The 15130-nt window shown below is 73.4% G+C and carries 13 protein-coding genes; 3 read left to right on the top strand and 10 right to left on the bottom strand.

All coding sequences use genetic code 11. The features are described 5' to 3' along the window. Positions 1–113: 113 nt before the first annotated feature. The 6 genes from dnaK to ABZS97_RS39675 all read right to left on the bottom strand — a co-directional run bounded on the left by dnaK (position 114) and on the right by ABZS97_RS39675 (position 8264). The gene (gene dnaK / locus ABZS97_RS39700; RefSeq protein WP_356146944.1) at positions 114–2000 is read right to left on the bottom strand and encodes a molecular chaperone DnaK; all 1887 of its coding nucleotides are present in this window, start codon (positions 1998–2000) and stop codon (positions 114–116) included. A 147-nt stretch (positions 2001–2147) separates the two neighbouring features. Then, a complete protein-coding gene (locus tag ABZS97_RS39695) occupies positions 2148–2573 on the bottom strand; it encodes an OsmC family protein (RefSeq protein WP_356146939.1) in 426 nt (141 codons plus the stop codon). A 63-nt stretch (positions 2574–2636) separates the two neighbouring features. After that, the gene (locus ABZS97_RS39690) at positions 2637–4445 is read right to left on the bottom strand and encodes a hypothetical protein (RefSeq protein ID WP_356146934.1); all 1809 of its coding nucleotides are present in this window, start codon (positions 4443–4445) and stop codon (positions 2637–2639) included. Continuing rightward, the gene (locus ABZS97_RS39685) at positions 4442–5503 is read right to left on the bottom strand and encodes a MoxR family ATPase (protein ID WP_356146931.1); all 1062 of its coding nucleotides are present in this window, start codon (positions 5501–5503) and stop codon (positions 4442–4444) included. Before ABZS97_RS39685 ends, ABZS97_RS39690 begins: the two co-directional genes overlap by 4 nt. 120 nt (positions 5504–5623) lie before the next feature. After that, the gene (locus ABZS97_RS39680; RefSeq protein WP_356146928.1) at positions 5624–7723 is read right to left on the bottom strand and encodes a phage holin family protein; all 2100 of its coding nucleotides are present in this window, start codon (positions 7721–7723) and stop codon (positions 5624–5626) included. A 94-nt stretch (positions 7724–7817) separates the two neighbouring features. Next, the gene (locus ABZS97_RS39675) at positions 7818–8264 is read right to left on the bottom strand and encodes a hypothetical protein (RefSeq protein ID WP_356146947.1); all 447 of its coding nucleotides are present in this window, start codon (positions 8262–8264) and stop codon (positions 7818–7820) included. Between the two features lie 111 nt (positions 8265–8375). On the opposite strand from ABZS97_RS39675, the gene ABZS97_RS39670 reads away from it, so the two are divergent. Together ABZS97_RS39670 and ABZS97_RS39665 are read left to right on the top strand one after the other, a co-directional pair. Beyond that, positions 8376–9149, top strand: a complete 774-nt coding sequence (locus tag ABZS97_RS39670) for an MBL fold metallo-hydrolase (RefSeq protein WP_356146925.1) — start codon at positions 8376–8378, stop codon at positions 9147–9149. Next, a complete protein-coding gene (locus ABZS97_RS39665) occupies positions 9146–9769 on the top strand; it encodes a DedA family protein (RefSeq protein WP_356146922.1) in 624 nt (207 codons plus the stop codon). Before ABZS97_RS39670 ends, ABZS97_RS39665 begins: the two co-directional genes overlap by 4 nt. 14 nt (positions 9770–9783) lie before the next feature. On the opposite strand, the gene ABZS97_RS39660 is transcribed toward ABZS97_RS39665, so the two are convergent. From ABZS97_RS39660 to ABZS97_RS39645, 4 genes are all read right to left on the bottom strand, one after another. Beyond that, positions 9784–10962 carry an MBL fold metallo-hydrolase gene (locus ABZS97_RS39660; RefSeq protein ID WP_356146919.1) on the bottom strand — a complete coding sequence of 393 codons (1179 nt, stop codon included), beginning with the start codon at positions 10960–10962 and terminating at the stop codon, positions 9784–9786. After that, a complete protein-coding gene (locus ABZS97_RS39655) occupies positions 10959–12206 on the bottom strand; it encodes an aminotransferase class I/II-fold pyridoxal phosphate-dependent enzyme (protein WP_356146916.1) in 1248 nt (415 codons plus the stop codon). The genes ABZS97_RS39660 and ABZS97_RS39655 overlap by 4 nt, the downstream gene beginning before the upstream one ends. Before the next feature lie 180 nt (positions 12207–12386). Next, the gene (locus ABZS97_RS39650; RefSeq protein ID WP_356146914.1) at positions 12387–13172 is read right to left on the bottom strand and encodes a hypothetical protein; all 786 of its coding nucleotides are present in this window, start codon (positions 13170–13172) and stop codon (positions 12387–12389) included. A gap of 203 nt (positions 13173–13375) precedes the next feature. Further along, positions 13376–14098, bottom strand: a complete 723-nt coding sequence (locus ABZS97_RS39645; RefSeq protein ID WP_356146910.1) for an ANTAR domain-containing protein — start codon at positions 14096–14098, stop codon at positions 13376–13378. Between the two features lie 123 nt (positions 14099–14221). On the opposite strand from ABZS97_RS39645, the gene ABZS97_RS39640 reads away from it, so the two are divergent. Continuing rightward, the coding region (locus ABZS97_RS39640; protein WP_356146907.1) for a PAS domain-containing protein at positions 14222–15130 on the top strand (909 nt) is incomplete at its 3' end.

Below are 15130 nucleotides of genomic sequence, written 5' to 3'. Positions count from 1 at the left end.
CCTCGGCGTGCCGGACGAAGGCCCTCGTACTGGACGTACTTGGGGCTTCGGCCGGTGCGGCGAGGGTGCGTGCCGGGCGCCGTGGGTGCTGTGCGCGACTTTCAAAACACCCCCTAGGGGGTGCCGCCCTTCGCGTCCTTGTCGTCGTCGACGATCTCCGCGTCGACGACGCCCTCCTCGTCCTGCGGGGTGGCGGCCGGCTCGTCCTGCGGTGCGGTGTGCTGCCCGGCGTCCGCCGTGGGTGACTGCTGTGCCTGGGCGTACATCTCCTGGCCCATCCGCTGGCTGACGGAGAGCAGCTTGTCGACGCCGGTGCGCAGGGCGGGTGTCTCGGCGTTCTGCTCCAGGAGCGTCTTCAGCCCGGCGACGGCGGACTCGACCTCGCTCCTCGTCTCCGGTGCGACTTTGTCGCCGTTCTCGCGGACGAACTTCTCGGTCTGGTAGACGAGTTGCTCGGCCTGGTTGCGGGTCTCGGCCGCCTCGCGGCGTTTGCGGTCCTCGTCCGCGTACTGCTCGGCCTCCCGCATCATGCGGTCGATGTCGTCCTTCGGCAGCGCCGAGCCGCCGGTGACGGTCATCTTCTGCTCGCGTCCGGTCGCGAGGTCCTTCGCCGAGACATGCATGATCCCGTTGGCGTCGATGTCGAAGGCGACCTCGATCTGCGGCACCCCGCGCGCGGCGGGCGGCAGCCCGGTGAGGTCGAAGACGCCGAGCTTCTTGTTGTACGCGGCGATCTCGCGCTCGCCCTGGTAGACCTGGATGCCGACGGAGGGCTGGTTGTCGGTGGCCGTCGTGAAGATCTCCGAACGCCGGGTCGGGATCGTCGTGTTGCGCTCGATGAGCTTCGTCATGATGCCGCCCTTGGTCTCGATGCCCAGGGACAGCGGGGTGACGTCGAGCAGCAGGACGTCCTTCACGTCGCCGCGGATGACACCCGCCTGGAGGGCCGCGCCGACGGCCACGACCTCGTCCGGGTTCACGCCCTTGTGCGGGTCCTTGCCGGTGAGTTCCTTGACCAGTTCGGTGACGGCGGGCATCCGGGTGGAGCCGCCGACCAGGATCACATGGTCGATGTCGGAGAGCTTCACGCCCGCGTCCTTGACCGCCTGGTGGAAGGGGGTCTTGCAGCGGTCGAGCAAGTCGTGGGTCAGCTCCTGGAACTGAGCTCGCGTCAGCTTCTCGTCCAGGTGCAGCGGGCCCTCGGCGGTGGCGGTGATGTAGGGCAGGTTGACGGTGGTCTCGGAGGAGCTGGACAGCTCGATCTTCGCCTTCTCGGCGCCCTCGCGCAGCCGCTGCACCGCCATCTTGTCGCCCGCGAGGTCGATGCCGTACGAGCCCTTGAAGCCCTTCACGAGGTGGTCGACGATCCGCTGGTCCCAGTCGTCGCCGCCGAGTTGCGTGTCGCCGTTGGTCGCCTTGACCTCGATGACGCCGTCGCCGATCTCCAGGAGCGAGACGTCGAACGTGCCGCCGCCCAGGTCGAAGACGAGCACGGTCTGCTCCTCGCCGCGGTCGAGGCCGTAGGCGAGGGCGGCGGCCGTCGGCTCGTTGATGATCCTGAGGACCTTCAGGCCCGCGATCTCGCCGGCCTCCTTGGTGGCCTGGCGCTGGGCGTCGTCGAAGTAGGCGGGCACGGTGATCACGGCGTCCGTGACGTCCTCGCCGAGGTACGACTCGGCGTCCCGCTTGAGCTTCTGCAGCACCCGCGCCGACAGTTCCTGAGCGCGGTAGCGCGTGCCGTCGACGGAGCCCTCCTCGGGGAAGCGCCAGGGCCCGTCGCCCATGTGGCGCTTGACGGACCGGGCGGTGCGCTCGATGTTCGTGACGGCCTGCCGTTTGGCGACCTCGCCGACGAGGACCTCGCCGTTCTTCGCGAAGGCGACCACGGAGGGTGTGGTGCGCGCGCCCTCGGCGTTGGCGACGACGGTGGGGTCACCGCCTTCCAGGACCGCCACCACCGAGTTCGTGGTCCCGAGATCGATCCCGACCGCACGTGCCATGTCCGTCCCCTTCCGCCAGGGCTCTTCCCGCTCTCCAGCACAAAACGTGCGTTCCTGCTTGTCAATGGGACGGGTGCCCCCGGCGGGCCCGGACATGACGATGCCGCGCCCTTTCCGCGGGGCGCGGCACCGGATCGCCTACGGGCGTCAGACCAGCTCGGCCGTGAGGGTGATCGTCGTGCCGGTGAGCGCCTGGCTCACCGGGCAGTTCTTCTTGGCGTCCTCGGCCGCCGCCTGGAAGGCGTCTGCGTCCAATCCGGGGACCTCGCCGCGCACGGTGAGGTGGATGCCGGTGATGCCCTCGCCGGGCTGGAAGGTGACGTCGGCCTTCGTCTCCAGCCTGGTCGGCGGGTTTCCCGCACCGGTCAGGCCGTGCGAGAGGGCCATGGAGTAGCAGCTGGAGTGGGCGCCCGCGATCAGCTCCTCGGGGCTGGTCTTGCCGTTCGCCGCCTCGGCTCGCGAGGGCCACGAGACCGGCTGCGACCCGATGCCGGAGGAGTCGAAGGTGACGGTTCCGCTGCCCTTGAGGAGCTCGCCTTCCCAGACCGTGTGTGCGGTGCGCGTGGTAGCCACGATGTATCCCTTCGGTATGAGCCCGTTGACCGGGTCCGTGGTCCCATCCGATCACACCTTGCCTCAGCGCACCCGGAAGACGGGTCCACGCGCGGTGAAGGGCAGCCGTGCGCCCTGCGGGATCAGGTACGCGTGCTCGCGCCGTACCCGCAGCACATCGCAGTCACCGTCCGTGATCACCAGCAGGGGTGCGCCGCGCGGGAAGTCGTCGGCGCGGTGCAGCAGGTCGATGCCGGGCTGCAGGACGGTGCCGCCGCGCCCGTGCACCCGCACGCGTCCGGCGATCTCGGTGACCGGCAGGTAGCCCGCGTCGTGCGGCGCGGCGTCGCAGAAGACGACGCGCGCGGCCGGCACGTCGCGTGCCTCGGCGTACGAGGCGATGGCGCCCAGCGCCTTGCCGAGCAGGACCCGGCCCATGGAGCCGGAGGTGTCGAGGACGACGCCGAACGTGCAGCGGGCGATCTCCTCGGGCGGGAAGTACCGTCCGGCGCGCGGGATGCCCGGGGTGGAGGACTGCCTGCGGGACGGGCGCGCATACGTCCGCACCGGCTCCGGGCGGGGCACGAACTCGTCGAACCAGCGCGCGAGTTGGGCGTCCCACGGCACGGGCGGGTGGGCGAGGGCGCGGATCTCCTCGATCAGCCCGGCGGGCAGCAGGCCGCGGTCCTGGCGGGAGTGCAGCTCCTGTCCCTGGACCAGGCCGCGCCGGTAGAACTCGTCGAGGTCGACGTATCCGGCCGGGGCGCGGCTGTGCGGCAGGGGTTCGCCGAGGATGTCGCCGCGGCCCTTGCCGCGCAGGGTGGCGAGACGGCGCTGCCGGCGCAGGTCGCCGGCGATGCGGTCGTAGACCTCCTCGGTGGACAGACCGCTCAACTCGGGGTCGTACAGCAGCCCTTCGGGCATCTCGCCGACGCGCATCTCGCGCAGCCAGCCGTTGATCACGTAGTCGGCGGCGACGTTGAAGAGGTAGGGGTCGCGGTGGCCGCGGCGCTCGCTGTGCCGCAGCGCGGCGTGCAGCATCTCGTGACCGAGGATGAACCGCCACTCCTCGTCGGTGTGGCTCAGCAGCGGGTTGACGTAGATCTCCCCCGCCTCGGCGTTGACGGCGGCCACGGCGATGTCGTGGGCGCGGGCGAGTTCGGCGTCGGCGACCAGTGTCATGCCGGCTGCGATGCCGCCGAGCAGCGGGTAGGAGGACACGAACCAGCTCAGGGCGCGCTCCCAGGGGCGCAACTGCGTGCGGGCGCCCTTGAGTTCCTCGCGGCGGCCGCCCGCGACGTCCATGGCGGCCGAGACGGTGCGGGTGAGGGCGTGCGCGAAGACGGTCTGCCAGTCCTTGACCGGCCCGAGGTACTCCTGCCACGGCTCCAGGAGCTGGTCGGTCGAGGTGCCGCCGGCGCCGCAGTGCTCGTACTCGGGCGGGATGCCGTCGCGCCGCCAGCGCGCGGCCAGTTGCTCCTCGTCGCCGCCGGGGAAGGCGAGCGGCAGCCCGTCCGGCGGGCGCCCGACCGGGAAGGTCTGCTGGAAGCGGTGGACGACGACGCAGCGGGCGGCGAGTTCGAAGCGGTCGGGCTGCGTGCGGCGCCCCTTCGCCGCCGGGACGTGCCCGAAGCCGAGGTGGAGCAGGCAGTGCGCCAACGCCCAGGCCCACTCGGCGGGTTCGGCCCGGCGGGTGGGGTGGACATGCACCCAGCCGTCGGAGTCGACGCACGCCCAGCCGTTCGGGGGCGCCGTTTTACAGCTGTTGCGGCAGAAGGAGGCTTCCAGGGCGTCGAGGGCGGGGTTGCCGTGCACCATGGCAAGTCCCTTGAGGTAGGCCTCCGTTGCCGGGTCGGGCTTGGCCTCCTGCTTGCCGTGCTTGGTACGGCTCACTGGCGGGCTTCCACCAGGCGCGGCATGTCGCGGGCGGCCTCGATCAGGAACCAGGCGGGCAGCACCGGGTTGCCGTCGGGGTCGTCCGCGATGACGGTCTGGGCGACCTCGACGGAGATCTCGGCGAGCTGCACCAGCAGCGACTTGGCGCGGTACGCGGTCTGCCGCACGGACGGCGAGGCGTGCTCCTTGGCGGCGGGCAGCTCCTTGACCAGGCGGCCGCGGAAGGACTCGGCGAGGTAGTAGAGCAGGTCGCGGTCCTGGACGCGGTGCGGCCAGCGGGCGTCGCCCTTGAGGATGGCCTCGATGCCGTACTGGCTGCGGACGATCTTGACGTAGCCGCAGAAGGCCACGGCGTGCGCCGGGGTCAGCGTGCCGTGCGCGATCACCTTCAGGGTCGCCTCGTCGAGGGTCGGTCCGAAGGAGTGCAGCGCGTCGGAGAGCATGTGCCAGGAGCGCGGCGTGGAGAAGGGCTCCTCCGTCTTGGGCGGCTTCGACCAGAGGTGGTGGGGGCGGTCGGTGAGGTAGTCGGTGATCCAGGGGTGGATGCCGTTGCCCCCGGCCCAGGCCAGCCAGTCGGTCGGCGAGGCCTCCAGGTGGACGTGGGCGAGACGGTTGACCAGCGCCGAGGCGATCGGGCGCGCCAGCGCGTTGTCCGTCGCGCGGTTGCCGGCGCCGATCACGATCGAGCCGTGCGGCAGCTCGTAGTTGCCGATCCGGCGGTCCAGGATCAGCGAGTAGAACGCCTTCTGCACATCCGGGGTCGCCGCGTTCAGCTCGTCCAGGAACAGGCAGTAGGGCTCGTCGCGGGCGATCGCCTCGGGCGGGCAGAACACCGAGCGTCCGTCGCGGATCTGCGGGACGCCGATGAGGTCCTCGGGAGCCAGCTGCGTCCCGAGCAGGCTCACGCACTCCAGGCCCAGCGACTCGGCGAACTCCCTGACCAGGGAGGACTTTCCGATGCCGGGGGCGCCCCAGAGGAAGACCGGCCGCACGGTCGCGAGACCGAGCAGCAGCTCCGGTATACGGGCGGGGGTGACGGTGACGACAGCCTGCAAGGCAGGGGCTCCTTGGGAGTGTTCGCAGTGTTCGAGAAGGCCGCGCGGGTGCGCGGGGCCGGTGCGAACAGTGTGTGCGTCACGATCAGCGGGCGCAGCTGATTTTCGGGCGGCCCCTCCTCAGGCGGCGCGCTCGCTCTCGTCCGGGAGCTGCGGCGCCAGCGGCACCTGGGGTCCGTCGCACTCGCGCAGCCACCGCCGCAGCACCTGGTGCACCTGCTCCGCTCCGGCCAGTTCGGCGCCGTCCTCGACGGGCTCGGAGAAGGCCACCGGGGAGAGCAGGAAGGGGCGCCCCTGCGCCCCGCCGAGCCCGCCGTGCGAGCCGATCTGCTCCTCGAAGGCGAGGACTTCGCCCTCCGCCGGGTCGTACCAGGAGTTGACCATGATGTCGGCGGTGTGCGGGAAGCCGTGCGTGCGGCGTACGGCGTCGGCGGCGCCCGGCCCGAAGTCGGCGAGCGGGCCCGGGTGTTCGTCGCTCGCCTCGTCCACCGGCACCTCCGCTCCGTTCGCACCGAGGACGAGCCCGCCGTGCTCCTGGCTGCGCACGAGGACGAAGCCGACGCCGGGGTGGTTGGCGAGCGTGGTCAGCAGCGCGGGGTGGCGCCGGTCGATCTCCTCGCGGCTCATCCGATGCGGCACGTCGGGGAAGGAGACGAGCCCGAGGTTGCCGGAGGCCAGCACGATGGGCTCCGAGCTGCGGCGGGAGGGGCGGTGGTGTTCGCCGCCCTCCTCGACGGGCCTGCGCAACGCGGCCCGTACCGCGGCGCGGGCCTCGGCGCCGCTGTGGGTGCGCCGCACCCGGCGCGGCACGGGCAGCCCGCAGCCCGCGCGGACCAGGTTGCCGAGGGTCAGTCCATAGCGGGTCAGGAAGGTCTCGCCGGGACTCTGCCCGTGGTCGGAGAGCACCACGATCCGGTACGCGCGCGGGGCGTGCTCGGCGACCTTCGCGATCAGTGCCAGCGACCGGTCGAGCCGTTCGAGGACCTTCTCGGTGTCCCGGCCGCGCGGCCCGGAGTGGTGCGCCACCTCGTCGTAGGCGACCAGGTCGGCGTAGACGGCGTTGCGTCCAGCGAGCATGTCCCCGATCACCGCGGCGACGACGACGTCCCGCTCGACGACGGTCGCGAAGGCCCTGATGAAGGGGTAGAGGCCGCCGCGTTTGATGCGCGGCCGCTGTCTGCCGAGCCGGGAGCGGGTGGACTGGCCGATCTCCCGGAAGACCTCCGCGACGAGGGACATGGCCGTGCGCACGGCGTTGGCGGGGTCGGAGAAGTAGGCGAAGTAGCCCGCCCGGGAGCGGTTCTCCCGGCCCCTGCGCGCGGCGATGGAGAGCACCAGGGCGAGTTGGTCGGCGCCGCCGCTGAAGAGGTTGCCGCGGCTGGCGCCGTCGACGGTGAGCAGGCCGCCGTCGCCGGTGTGCTCGATGGCCCGGCGCTGCAGTTCGGCGGCGCTGGTGGGGCGGTTGCAGACCATGACCTCCCGGGTGTCCTTCTCGTACCAGCGGAAGGCGGGGATGTCGTGGTTGGTGCCGTGCAGGATGCCGAGCTGGCTCGCGCCGGTCTGGCTGGACCAGTCGGTGCGCCAGGGGGTGAGCCGGTGGGTCGGCCCCCGGCCGCCGTCGCGCCCCGCCTCCAGCCAGCCCGCCACGGTCGGCATCAGCCCCTTGGCCACGGCCTCCTCCAGGACGTCGTGGCCGACGCCGTCGAGCTGGAGGAAGACGACGCCCGGCGTCGCGGGGCCGGGCCGCCCGGCGGCGCGTCTGCGCCGCCGGTCCGCGAGCCGGTACAGCCTGCGCCGGTAGGCATCGTCGTCCCGTACGGCCAGGGCGGCGCCGGTGGCCGAGGCGACGGCGGACATGACGGCCGCGACCACGACGGCGGTCTCGGGGGCGGCCTCACCGCGGCCGGACGGGTTGACGCGCAGGGCGATCAGCAGGAGGGAGCCGTTGAGGAAGAACACGAGCAGTCCGAGCACCACGGCCGGTACGAGGAGCAGGGCCCGGACGAGGAGCGGCCACACCAGGGAGGACAGCAGACCGAAGACGCCCGCGCCGGCCGCCGCCGTGACGGCGATGCGGGTGGCGCTGTCGCCGTCGTCGGACTGGATCTGGAAGTCGGGCAGCGCGCCGGCGAGGACGAGCATCGTGACCGTGGACACCGCCCACACGGCGATGCTCCGCCACACCCCGCTCAGAATCGTCCCCCACCGCGTTCCACCCACGCCCCGCGCACCTCTCGTCCCGGCCCGTCCGGCCTGCTCCCACCCTGTCACAACGGGTGGGCGAGGCCGTTCGTCACCGGGGCGGCACGGGAGCTCAGCGGCCGTCGTAGCCCGCGGTCGGCATCGACAGACGGCGGTGGACGCGGGCCTTCATCTGGGCGTCGTACGAGGGTTCCGCGGAGCCGACCGTCTCGATCCGTACGCCCCGGCGCGCGCACTCGGCGGTGAACTCGTCGACGGAGGCGAGGGCGCGCTCCAGGACCCGTCGGCTGGGCGCGACGAACAGGTCTACGAGGCCCGCCTCGACGTCGTTCCACAGGGCGCAGTGGTCGGGGCGCAGGCCCCGGACGAGGAGTTCCCGGGTGATCACGTAGCCGCGCTCGGCGGCCCAGTGGGCGCACATCGCGTGCTGGCTGCGGGAGTCGACGAGGAAGGGGTCGGCGTCCAGCTCCTCCAGCGGCGTCAGGCTGGCGATCGCCGTGACGCGCACCGGTGGGACTCCCTCCGCTTCGACCGCGGCCGAGAAGTCGGCGCTGTGCATGCCGGAGGCACTCCGCACGTTTCCCATGGCGTCCCCCTCACCTCCGGGTTTCGCCGCCGACCCTACTCCTGCCCGTAGGCTCGGGGGGAGTCGCGCGAAGGAGGCAAAGAGGTGCCGGTGGAGATCACCTGGTGGGGTCACGCCACCTGCACGGTCGAGGACTCCGGCACGCGCGTGCTGACGGACCCGCTCTTCGCGCGCCGGCTCGCGCATCTGCGCCGGCGCCGGGGGGCGCCGCCCCCGCCCGAGGCCGCGGTCGCCGATGTCGCCCTCGTCTCGCATCTGCACGCCGACCATCTGCATCTGCCGTCACTGGCACAGCTCGCTCCGGGCACCCGGGTACTGGTGCCGCGCGGGGCCCTGCGCGCGGTGCCGGGGCTGCGCCGGCTGGAGCATCTCCGGTTCACCGAGGTGGCGCCCGGGGACCGGACACCCGTCGGTGACCTGGTCGTACGCACCGTGTCGGCGCGGCACGACGGGCGACGGCTGCCGGTCGGACCGCATCGTTCACCCGCCGTCGGGTACGTCGTCGAGGGCGAGGCGCGCACGTACTTCGCCGGGGACACCGGGCTGTTCGAGTCGATGGCCGAGGAGGTCGGGACCGTCGACGTGGCACTGCTGCCGGTGGGCGGGTGGGGGCCCTACCTCGGCGAGGGACACCTCGACGCGGGCCGCGCCGCGCAGGCGCTCGCCCGACTCGCGCCGGCCGTCGCCGTGCCGGTGCACTACGGCACGTTCTGGCCGATCGGCATGGACGCCGTGCGCCCCCACGAATTCCACGCGCCGGGCGACGAGTTCGTGCGCCTGGCCGCCGAACACGCCCCGGAGGTCACCGTCCACCGCCTCGCGCATGGTGAAACGGCCCGTCCGGAGGCCACCCGGTGAATCTTCTGGCCGCCGCCGGGGCGAGTGTGTCGCCGGAGTCGACTCAGCAGGCGATCGGGTATCCGACGTTGTTCGTGCTGGTGCTGATCGGGGCGCTGGTGCCCGTCGTGCCGACGGGGGCGCTGGTCAGTTCGGCGGCGGTGGTGGCGTTTCACCAGACGGCGCCGTTCTCTCTGCTGCTCGTCTTTGCGACCGCTTCGCTCGCCGCGTTCCTCGGGGATGTCGCCCTGTACTGGCTGGGGAAGCGCGGGATGCGGTCCAGGAACGGCTCGCGCTGGCTGGAGAGGCTTCGCGACCGGGCGCCCGAGGACCGGCTCGCCCAGGCGCAGAGCAAGCTGAGCGACCACGGCGTCGCCGTTCTCGTGCTGTCCCGGCTCGTGCCCGCGGGCCGTATCCCGGTGATGCTGGCCTGTCTGATGGCGAGGATGCCGCTGCGCACCTTCGCCCGCGGCGACGTCCCCGCCTGTCTGGCCTGGGCCGTGACCTACCAGCTCATCGGCATCCTCGGCGGCTCCCTCTTCGAGGAGCCGTGGGAGGGCGTGGTCGCGGCGGTGGCGCTGACCCTGGGGATCAGCATCGCGCCGAGCGTGTGGCGCAGGGTGCGCAGGCCGGCCGCGTAGGAGCCCGGCACGCCTCACTCCAGGATCCGTGACGCCCCTACCGGCAGGTCCCACAGGTCCTCGCGGGCGAGCCCTGCCTTCTCCCAGGCGGCCCGCACCCGGATCAGCGGTTCCAGCACGGGCTCGGCGGAGAGCACGAACGTGGCCCAGTGCATGGGGGCCATCCGGTGGGCGCCGAGGTCCTGCGCGGCGCGGACCGCCTCCTCGGGGTCGCAGTGCACGTCGCTGAGCCACCAGCGCGGGTCGTACGCGCCGATCGGCAGCAGCGCCAGGTCGATCCCCGGGTACCGGCGGCCGATGCGCGAGAACCAGTGTCCGTAGCCCGTGTCGCCCGCGAAGTACACCCGTTGTCCGTCGCGCGCGGTCAGCACCCAGCCGCCCCACAGCGTGCGGCAGGTGTCGAGGAGGCCCCGCTTGGACCAGTGGTGCGCGGGAACGAAGTCCAGGCGTACGCCGTCCAGTTCGGCCCCCTCCCACCAGTCCAGCTCGGTGACCCGGGTGAAGCGGCGGCGCCGGAACCAGCGCGCGAGCCCGGCAGGCACGAACACCGGGGTGTCGCGCGGGAGTCGGCGCAGGGTGGGCGCGTCCAGGTGGTCGTAGTGGTTGTGGCTGATGACGACCGCGTCGACGCGCGGCAGCGCGCTCCAGGCCACGCCCACTGGGGTGATCCGGGCCGGTGTGCCGAGGATCCGGCGCGACCACACCGGGTCGGTGAGGACGGTGAGCCCGCCGATGCGGATGACCCAGCTCGCGTGCCCCGCCCAGGAGACGGCGACCGTGCGCGCGTCCACCCGGGGCAGCGGCGCCGGCTCGAAGGGCAGCAGCGGGATGTCGGCGAGCCCTTCGGCTCCCGGCCGCACCGCGCCCTCCCGGGCGAACCGCGCAAAGCCCTTGACCCCGGGCAGCGGTGCGGTGAGCCGCCCGGCGAACGAACGCGGCCACCGCCGGGGCTCACCGAGCGGCCGGGGCTCGGCCACCCCGGTGTCGGGGCCGAGCGGATCGAGGCGGTCGAGGGGCGGGAAGGCGGGCGGACGGACGGCCGGGGCGCGGGTGCGGGCCTGCGCCCCGGCCGGCGAGAACGCCGGATCGGCGGCGTCCCGTGCGGCCGTACCCCCGCTCATGTCCGGACTCGTGCTCGCGGTCGAAGTCGTGCTCGTGGTTGTGGTTGTGGTCGACTCGGACTGCTGCGTCATCGAGGAGGCTCCCATCGCCGAGCGTCGTCGCGGAGATCGTCGAAGACCGATCCCAAGAGGGTCAACGCGCGTTGCGCATGTGGCAGTTCCAGCGGTGCGGGTGAACCGAGGCATGCGGCCCGCTCCTCGGCCGTGTCGCCGAGCAGCGGGCCGGTGGACAGGCGTACCCGCAGCGCTTCCAGGTCGTCGCCGAAGCGGTGGCCGCCTGGCGCGGGCATGCCCAGGCGTGCGGTGAGGAACTCCTCCAGTTCCTGCGCGTCCCCGACGCCGTGCCCGGCGAGCGCCTGGCGCAGCGGTCCGAGGTCCACGTAGAGGTGCCGCCCGGCCTGCGGGGGCCGGGCGACGGCGCCCGCGGCGAGGACCGCGCCGTGCGCGGCGTCGGCCACGCGCGCGTGCAGGCGCACGGCGGACGTGAGCCGCGCGGTGACCGTGTCGGGTTCGTCGAGCGCGTACGCGGCGGTCGCGGCCACGGGTTCGGCGACCCGGGCACCGAGCACGGTGAGGACGTCGAGGACGCGGGCGCGCAGCCGGGTGCCGTCCGCGGTGGCGGGGAAGCGGGCGATCGCGGCGGGCCAGCCGGCCGGCAGGAAGGCCCCGGAGAGGTCGGTGACGACGGTGACCCGGTCGGGGAGCATCTCGGCGGGGCTGAGCAGCACGGTGTCGTGCGGCCGGTGCAGGGTGTCGCGCCAGGTCTCGTCACTGACCAGGTGCAGTCCCTCGGCGGCGGCGACCTCGACCGTCTCGTGGACCAGCTCGGGCGGTGCGACCGTGGCGGTGGGGTCGTCGGCGACGGAGAGCACGAGCAGACGTGGGTCGCCGCCCTCGGCGCGGACCCGGCGGACGGTCTCCAGGAGGGCGTACGGATCCGGGACGCCGCCGCTCTCGGCGGGCGTCGCCACGTGGTACACGGATCTTCCCAACAGGCGTGCCTGCGGCGCCCACCACGCGGCGCACGGGCGCGGCACCAGGACATCGCCCCCGAGGGCGCCGGTCAGGGCGAGCAGCAGCACGGGCGCGCCGGGTGCGGCGGCCACGCGGTCGGGTTCGGCGGCCATACCGCGCCGGGCCCAGTAGCCGCAGGCGGCGTCGAGGAGCGTGGACCCGCCGCCGGTGGGCGCGAGGTCCGTGCGGTGCGCGGTGGCGGCGAGCACCGCGGCGAGGTCGGGCAGGACGGGGAGCCCCTGGTCGGGGAAGGGGGGACCGTAGCGGACCGGACCGTGCCCTTCGGTGTCCGTCCTCCGCATTCACGCCTCCGCGCAGTCCGTGGTGCCGTGCCCTGTCATGCGTGTCCGGCGGTGCCGCCGATCGTGCTGTCGGTGCCGAGTCCGCACCGGGTCGTACGGCGCCGATCAAGCCCTCGGGCTTCGAGTACCCCGCGATGCGCCCTGCCATGGGCACCCGCCCGGGTGGTACCCGTCACGGCGTCAGCCGTCGGCCGAGGGACCCCTGCGCCGTACCCGGTACACGGCGGCACCGCACGCGCCCGCCACCAGGACGCCTCCGGTGATGAGCGCCGGGAGCGACCGTGTGAACGCGCCGCCCGTACCGCCGCGGACGCCGTGCTGGACGCCGACGGGAGGTTCCACGGGAAGCTCCGCGGGGCCGCGAGAGGGTCCTGAGCCGCGGTCCACGGTGTACGAGGCGGTCCACTGCTTCGGCTTCCCGCCGGGTGCCACGGGACAGACACCGTCGACGCCCCACTCGGCCCCGGGCCCCACGGCTTCGGGCCCTACGGCGTCCGGCCCCACCGCGTCCGGCCCCACGGCCTCGGGGCCGACGCCGTCCGGCCCCGCATCGGACCCCACCGCGTCGGGCCCCACGGCGTCCGGTCCCACCGTGTCGGGCCCCACGACGTCCGGCCCCACCGCTTCGGGGCCGCCGTCCGCTCCCGCGTCCGCGCCCACGTCCTGTCCGCCGGGCGGAATCCGCGCGGTGCCGCTGTACGACGCCCCGCCCGCCGTGCCGTTGTCGCCGGCCACCCGGTTCAGCCGGACCTTGCCGTCCGCGAAACCCTGCGAGGTGGCGTCGATGAAGTCGGGCGGAGCGCCGCCGGTCGCGTCGCACGAGACGGAGACCGTGACGGAACCGCCCGGCGCGACCGAACTCGGGCTGACCTCCGCGGCCGGATCCGCGGACGCGGCCGGGGCGGCGACGCCGAGGACGGCACCGGCCAGGGCGGTGGCGGACAGGACACGGGCGGTACGGCGCATGGCTGGGCTCCTTCGGCCGGGCGCTGCCAAGGGGCACGGCCGTCGCGCCCCGGGGGTCTCGGCGGGAAGCCGTCCGACTCCCCCGACCATCACAGCCCGCCCGGGGGCGCGGCGCGCGCGGCCGGGCACCATTCGCGGGACACAGACGCCCGAGCGGGTGACACCGCCCGGTCACCGGCCGAGGTCGTGCGGGCGGAGCGGGGTCAGTTGTGCAGGGAGACCAGTTCCTTCTTCAGGCCGTGGCCGCGCCGGTCCACGACGGCGCAGGCGACGTCGGACAGTTTGCGGTTGGTGCCCTGCGAGATCCTGCGCAGCACCGCGAACGCCTCGTCCGCGTCGCAGCCCAGGACGTGCATGACCATGCCGCACGCCTGGTCGACGATGGGCCGTGAGCGCAGCGCGGCCTCCATCTGGTCCAGCTCGGTGAGCGCGGCGCGGTAGGAGCGGTCGCGGACCAGACAGGACGCGGCGAGGTCGCCGAGCGCGCGGGCCGGGCCGTGCGCAACGTCCTCCAGGGTGCCGGGCCGGAAGCTGTAGAGGCTGAGGGTCACGGTGAGGCCCGAGCGTCGGAAGGGCATCGTGATGCTGGAACGCACGCCCGAGTCGAGCGCGACGGCGCGGTACTCGGGCCAGCGCTCGTCCCGCAGCAGGTCCATCGCTTCGACGGGCTCGCCGCGTTCCAGTGCGCTGGGGATGGGTCCGTCGCCGGAGCGGAGCTGGACCGAGACGAGCCCGGCCAGATCGGGGTGGGTCACCGCGGCGGGCCGGTCGTCAGGGCCCTCGCTCCCCGCGACCATGCTGCTGGCGCCGCAGCAGTCGGTGGTGCAGCGGGCGGCCTGTCGGGCGAGTTCCGACAGCCTCCTCACTGGAAGGGTTGATTCCGGTGATTGCGTTCCCAGATGGCCGAGTTGTCGGGTGTCCGGCATGGTTCACTCCTCCTTCCGAATGCGCCTTCCCCTTCACCTGCGCGGAAAACAGCGCGGAAAACGGCATCGACGAGATCCACCCCGGCCGCCCGGGGAATGCCCTGCTCGGGATACGTTCATCGCATGGCGCAGACCGATGAATTCGGTGAAGAACTCGCGGACTTCGTGCGCCGTGTGGCAGAGCTCAAGGCCGCACGGTCCGTACCGAACGACGATCTCCCGACCGTGCTCGACGCGGCGATCTTCGAACTCGACCATGTGGCGGACCAGTTGTGGCCGTGGTACGAGCGGCTGTCCTCGGTCGGTCCGTCCGGCAGCGTCTCCCCGCCCCAGGACCGCCAGGAGCAGCAGCTGCTGAAGGCGCTCTTCCAGCGGCTGCCGGTGCCGGTGGCGCTGGTGGACCGCGAGACGGTCGTACGTCGGCTGAACTTCGCCGCGACCTCCTTCACCGGGGTCCGCGCCGGGTATGCGACGGGGCGTCCGCTGACCGGGTTCCTCGCGCACGCCGACCGGGCCGCGTTCCGCTCCCAGGCCGCGGCGGTCGCGCGCGGGGAGGGCGACCGCAGCCTCACGGTCCACCTCCAACAGCGGCCCGCCTCGCCCGTGCGGGCCACGCTCGCCGCGCTGCGGCCCAGTGGCGAGCAGCGCAACGCCGTCGTGGTGGTGCTGGCGCCTGCGGGTACCCGGGTGCCGTCGGGCGACAGCGGGACCGGCCCGATCCCGACCCTCACCGAGACGACGCGGCACACGGCGCTGATGGATCTGGTGGACGCGATGACCACCGCGCTGGTGAGCGCCCCGGCCGGGGACCGGACGGCGGTGCCTGCGCTGGCCGCCGGGGTGCTGCACGAGCGGTTCGCGGACTGGGCCGTGGTCGACTCGGGGACGCTGCCGCTGACCCGTACGACGGTCCTCGGGCCGTCGGGCTGCGCCGAGGCGGCCCGCGACCTGGCCGCACAGGCGCCCGCCGCGTGGCCCCACGTGGTCGAGGGGGGCCGCGGCGGGGGCACCGGCCGTCAGGTGCGGCCGGTG

Source organism: Streptomyces sp. NPDC005485, from assembly GCF_040606085.1.
Taxonomy (GTDB): domain Bacteria; phylum Actinomycetota; class Actinomycetes; order Streptomycetales; family Streptomycetaceae; genus Streptomyces.
Note: the sequence above shows the minus strand (reverse complement) of the source record. Positions and strands in the feature narration are given on the sequence as shown.

What these genes read in the sequence shown, in the direction of transcription:
- dnaK (WP_356146944.1), bottom strand. Translation starts at nt 2,000, where the DNA reads ATGGCACGTGCGGTCGGGATCGATCTCGGGACCACGAACTCGGTGGTG.
- ABZS97_RS39675 (WP_356146947.1), bottom strand. Translation starts at nt 8,264, where the DNA reads ATGCACAGCGCCGACTTCTCGGCCGCGGTCGAAGCGGAGGGAGTCCCA.
- ABZS97_RS39660 (WP_356146919.1), bottom strand. Translation starts at nt 10,962, where the DNA reads ATGACGCAGCAGTCCGAGTCGACCACAACCACAACCACGAGCACGACT.
- ABZS97_RS39655 (WP_356146916.1), bottom strand. Translation starts at nt 12,206, where the DNA reads ATGCGGAGGACGGACACCGAAGGGCACGGTCCGGTCCGCTACGGTCCC.
- ABZS97_RS39650 (WP_356146914.1), bottom strand. Translation starts at nt 13,172, where the DNA reads ATGCGCCGTACCGCCCGTGTCCTGTCCGCCACCGCCCTGGCCGGTGCC.
- ABZS97_RS39645 (WP_356146910.1), bottom strand. Translation starts at nt 14,098, where the DNA reads ATGCCGGACACCCGACAACTCGGCCATCTGGGAACGCAATCACCGGAA.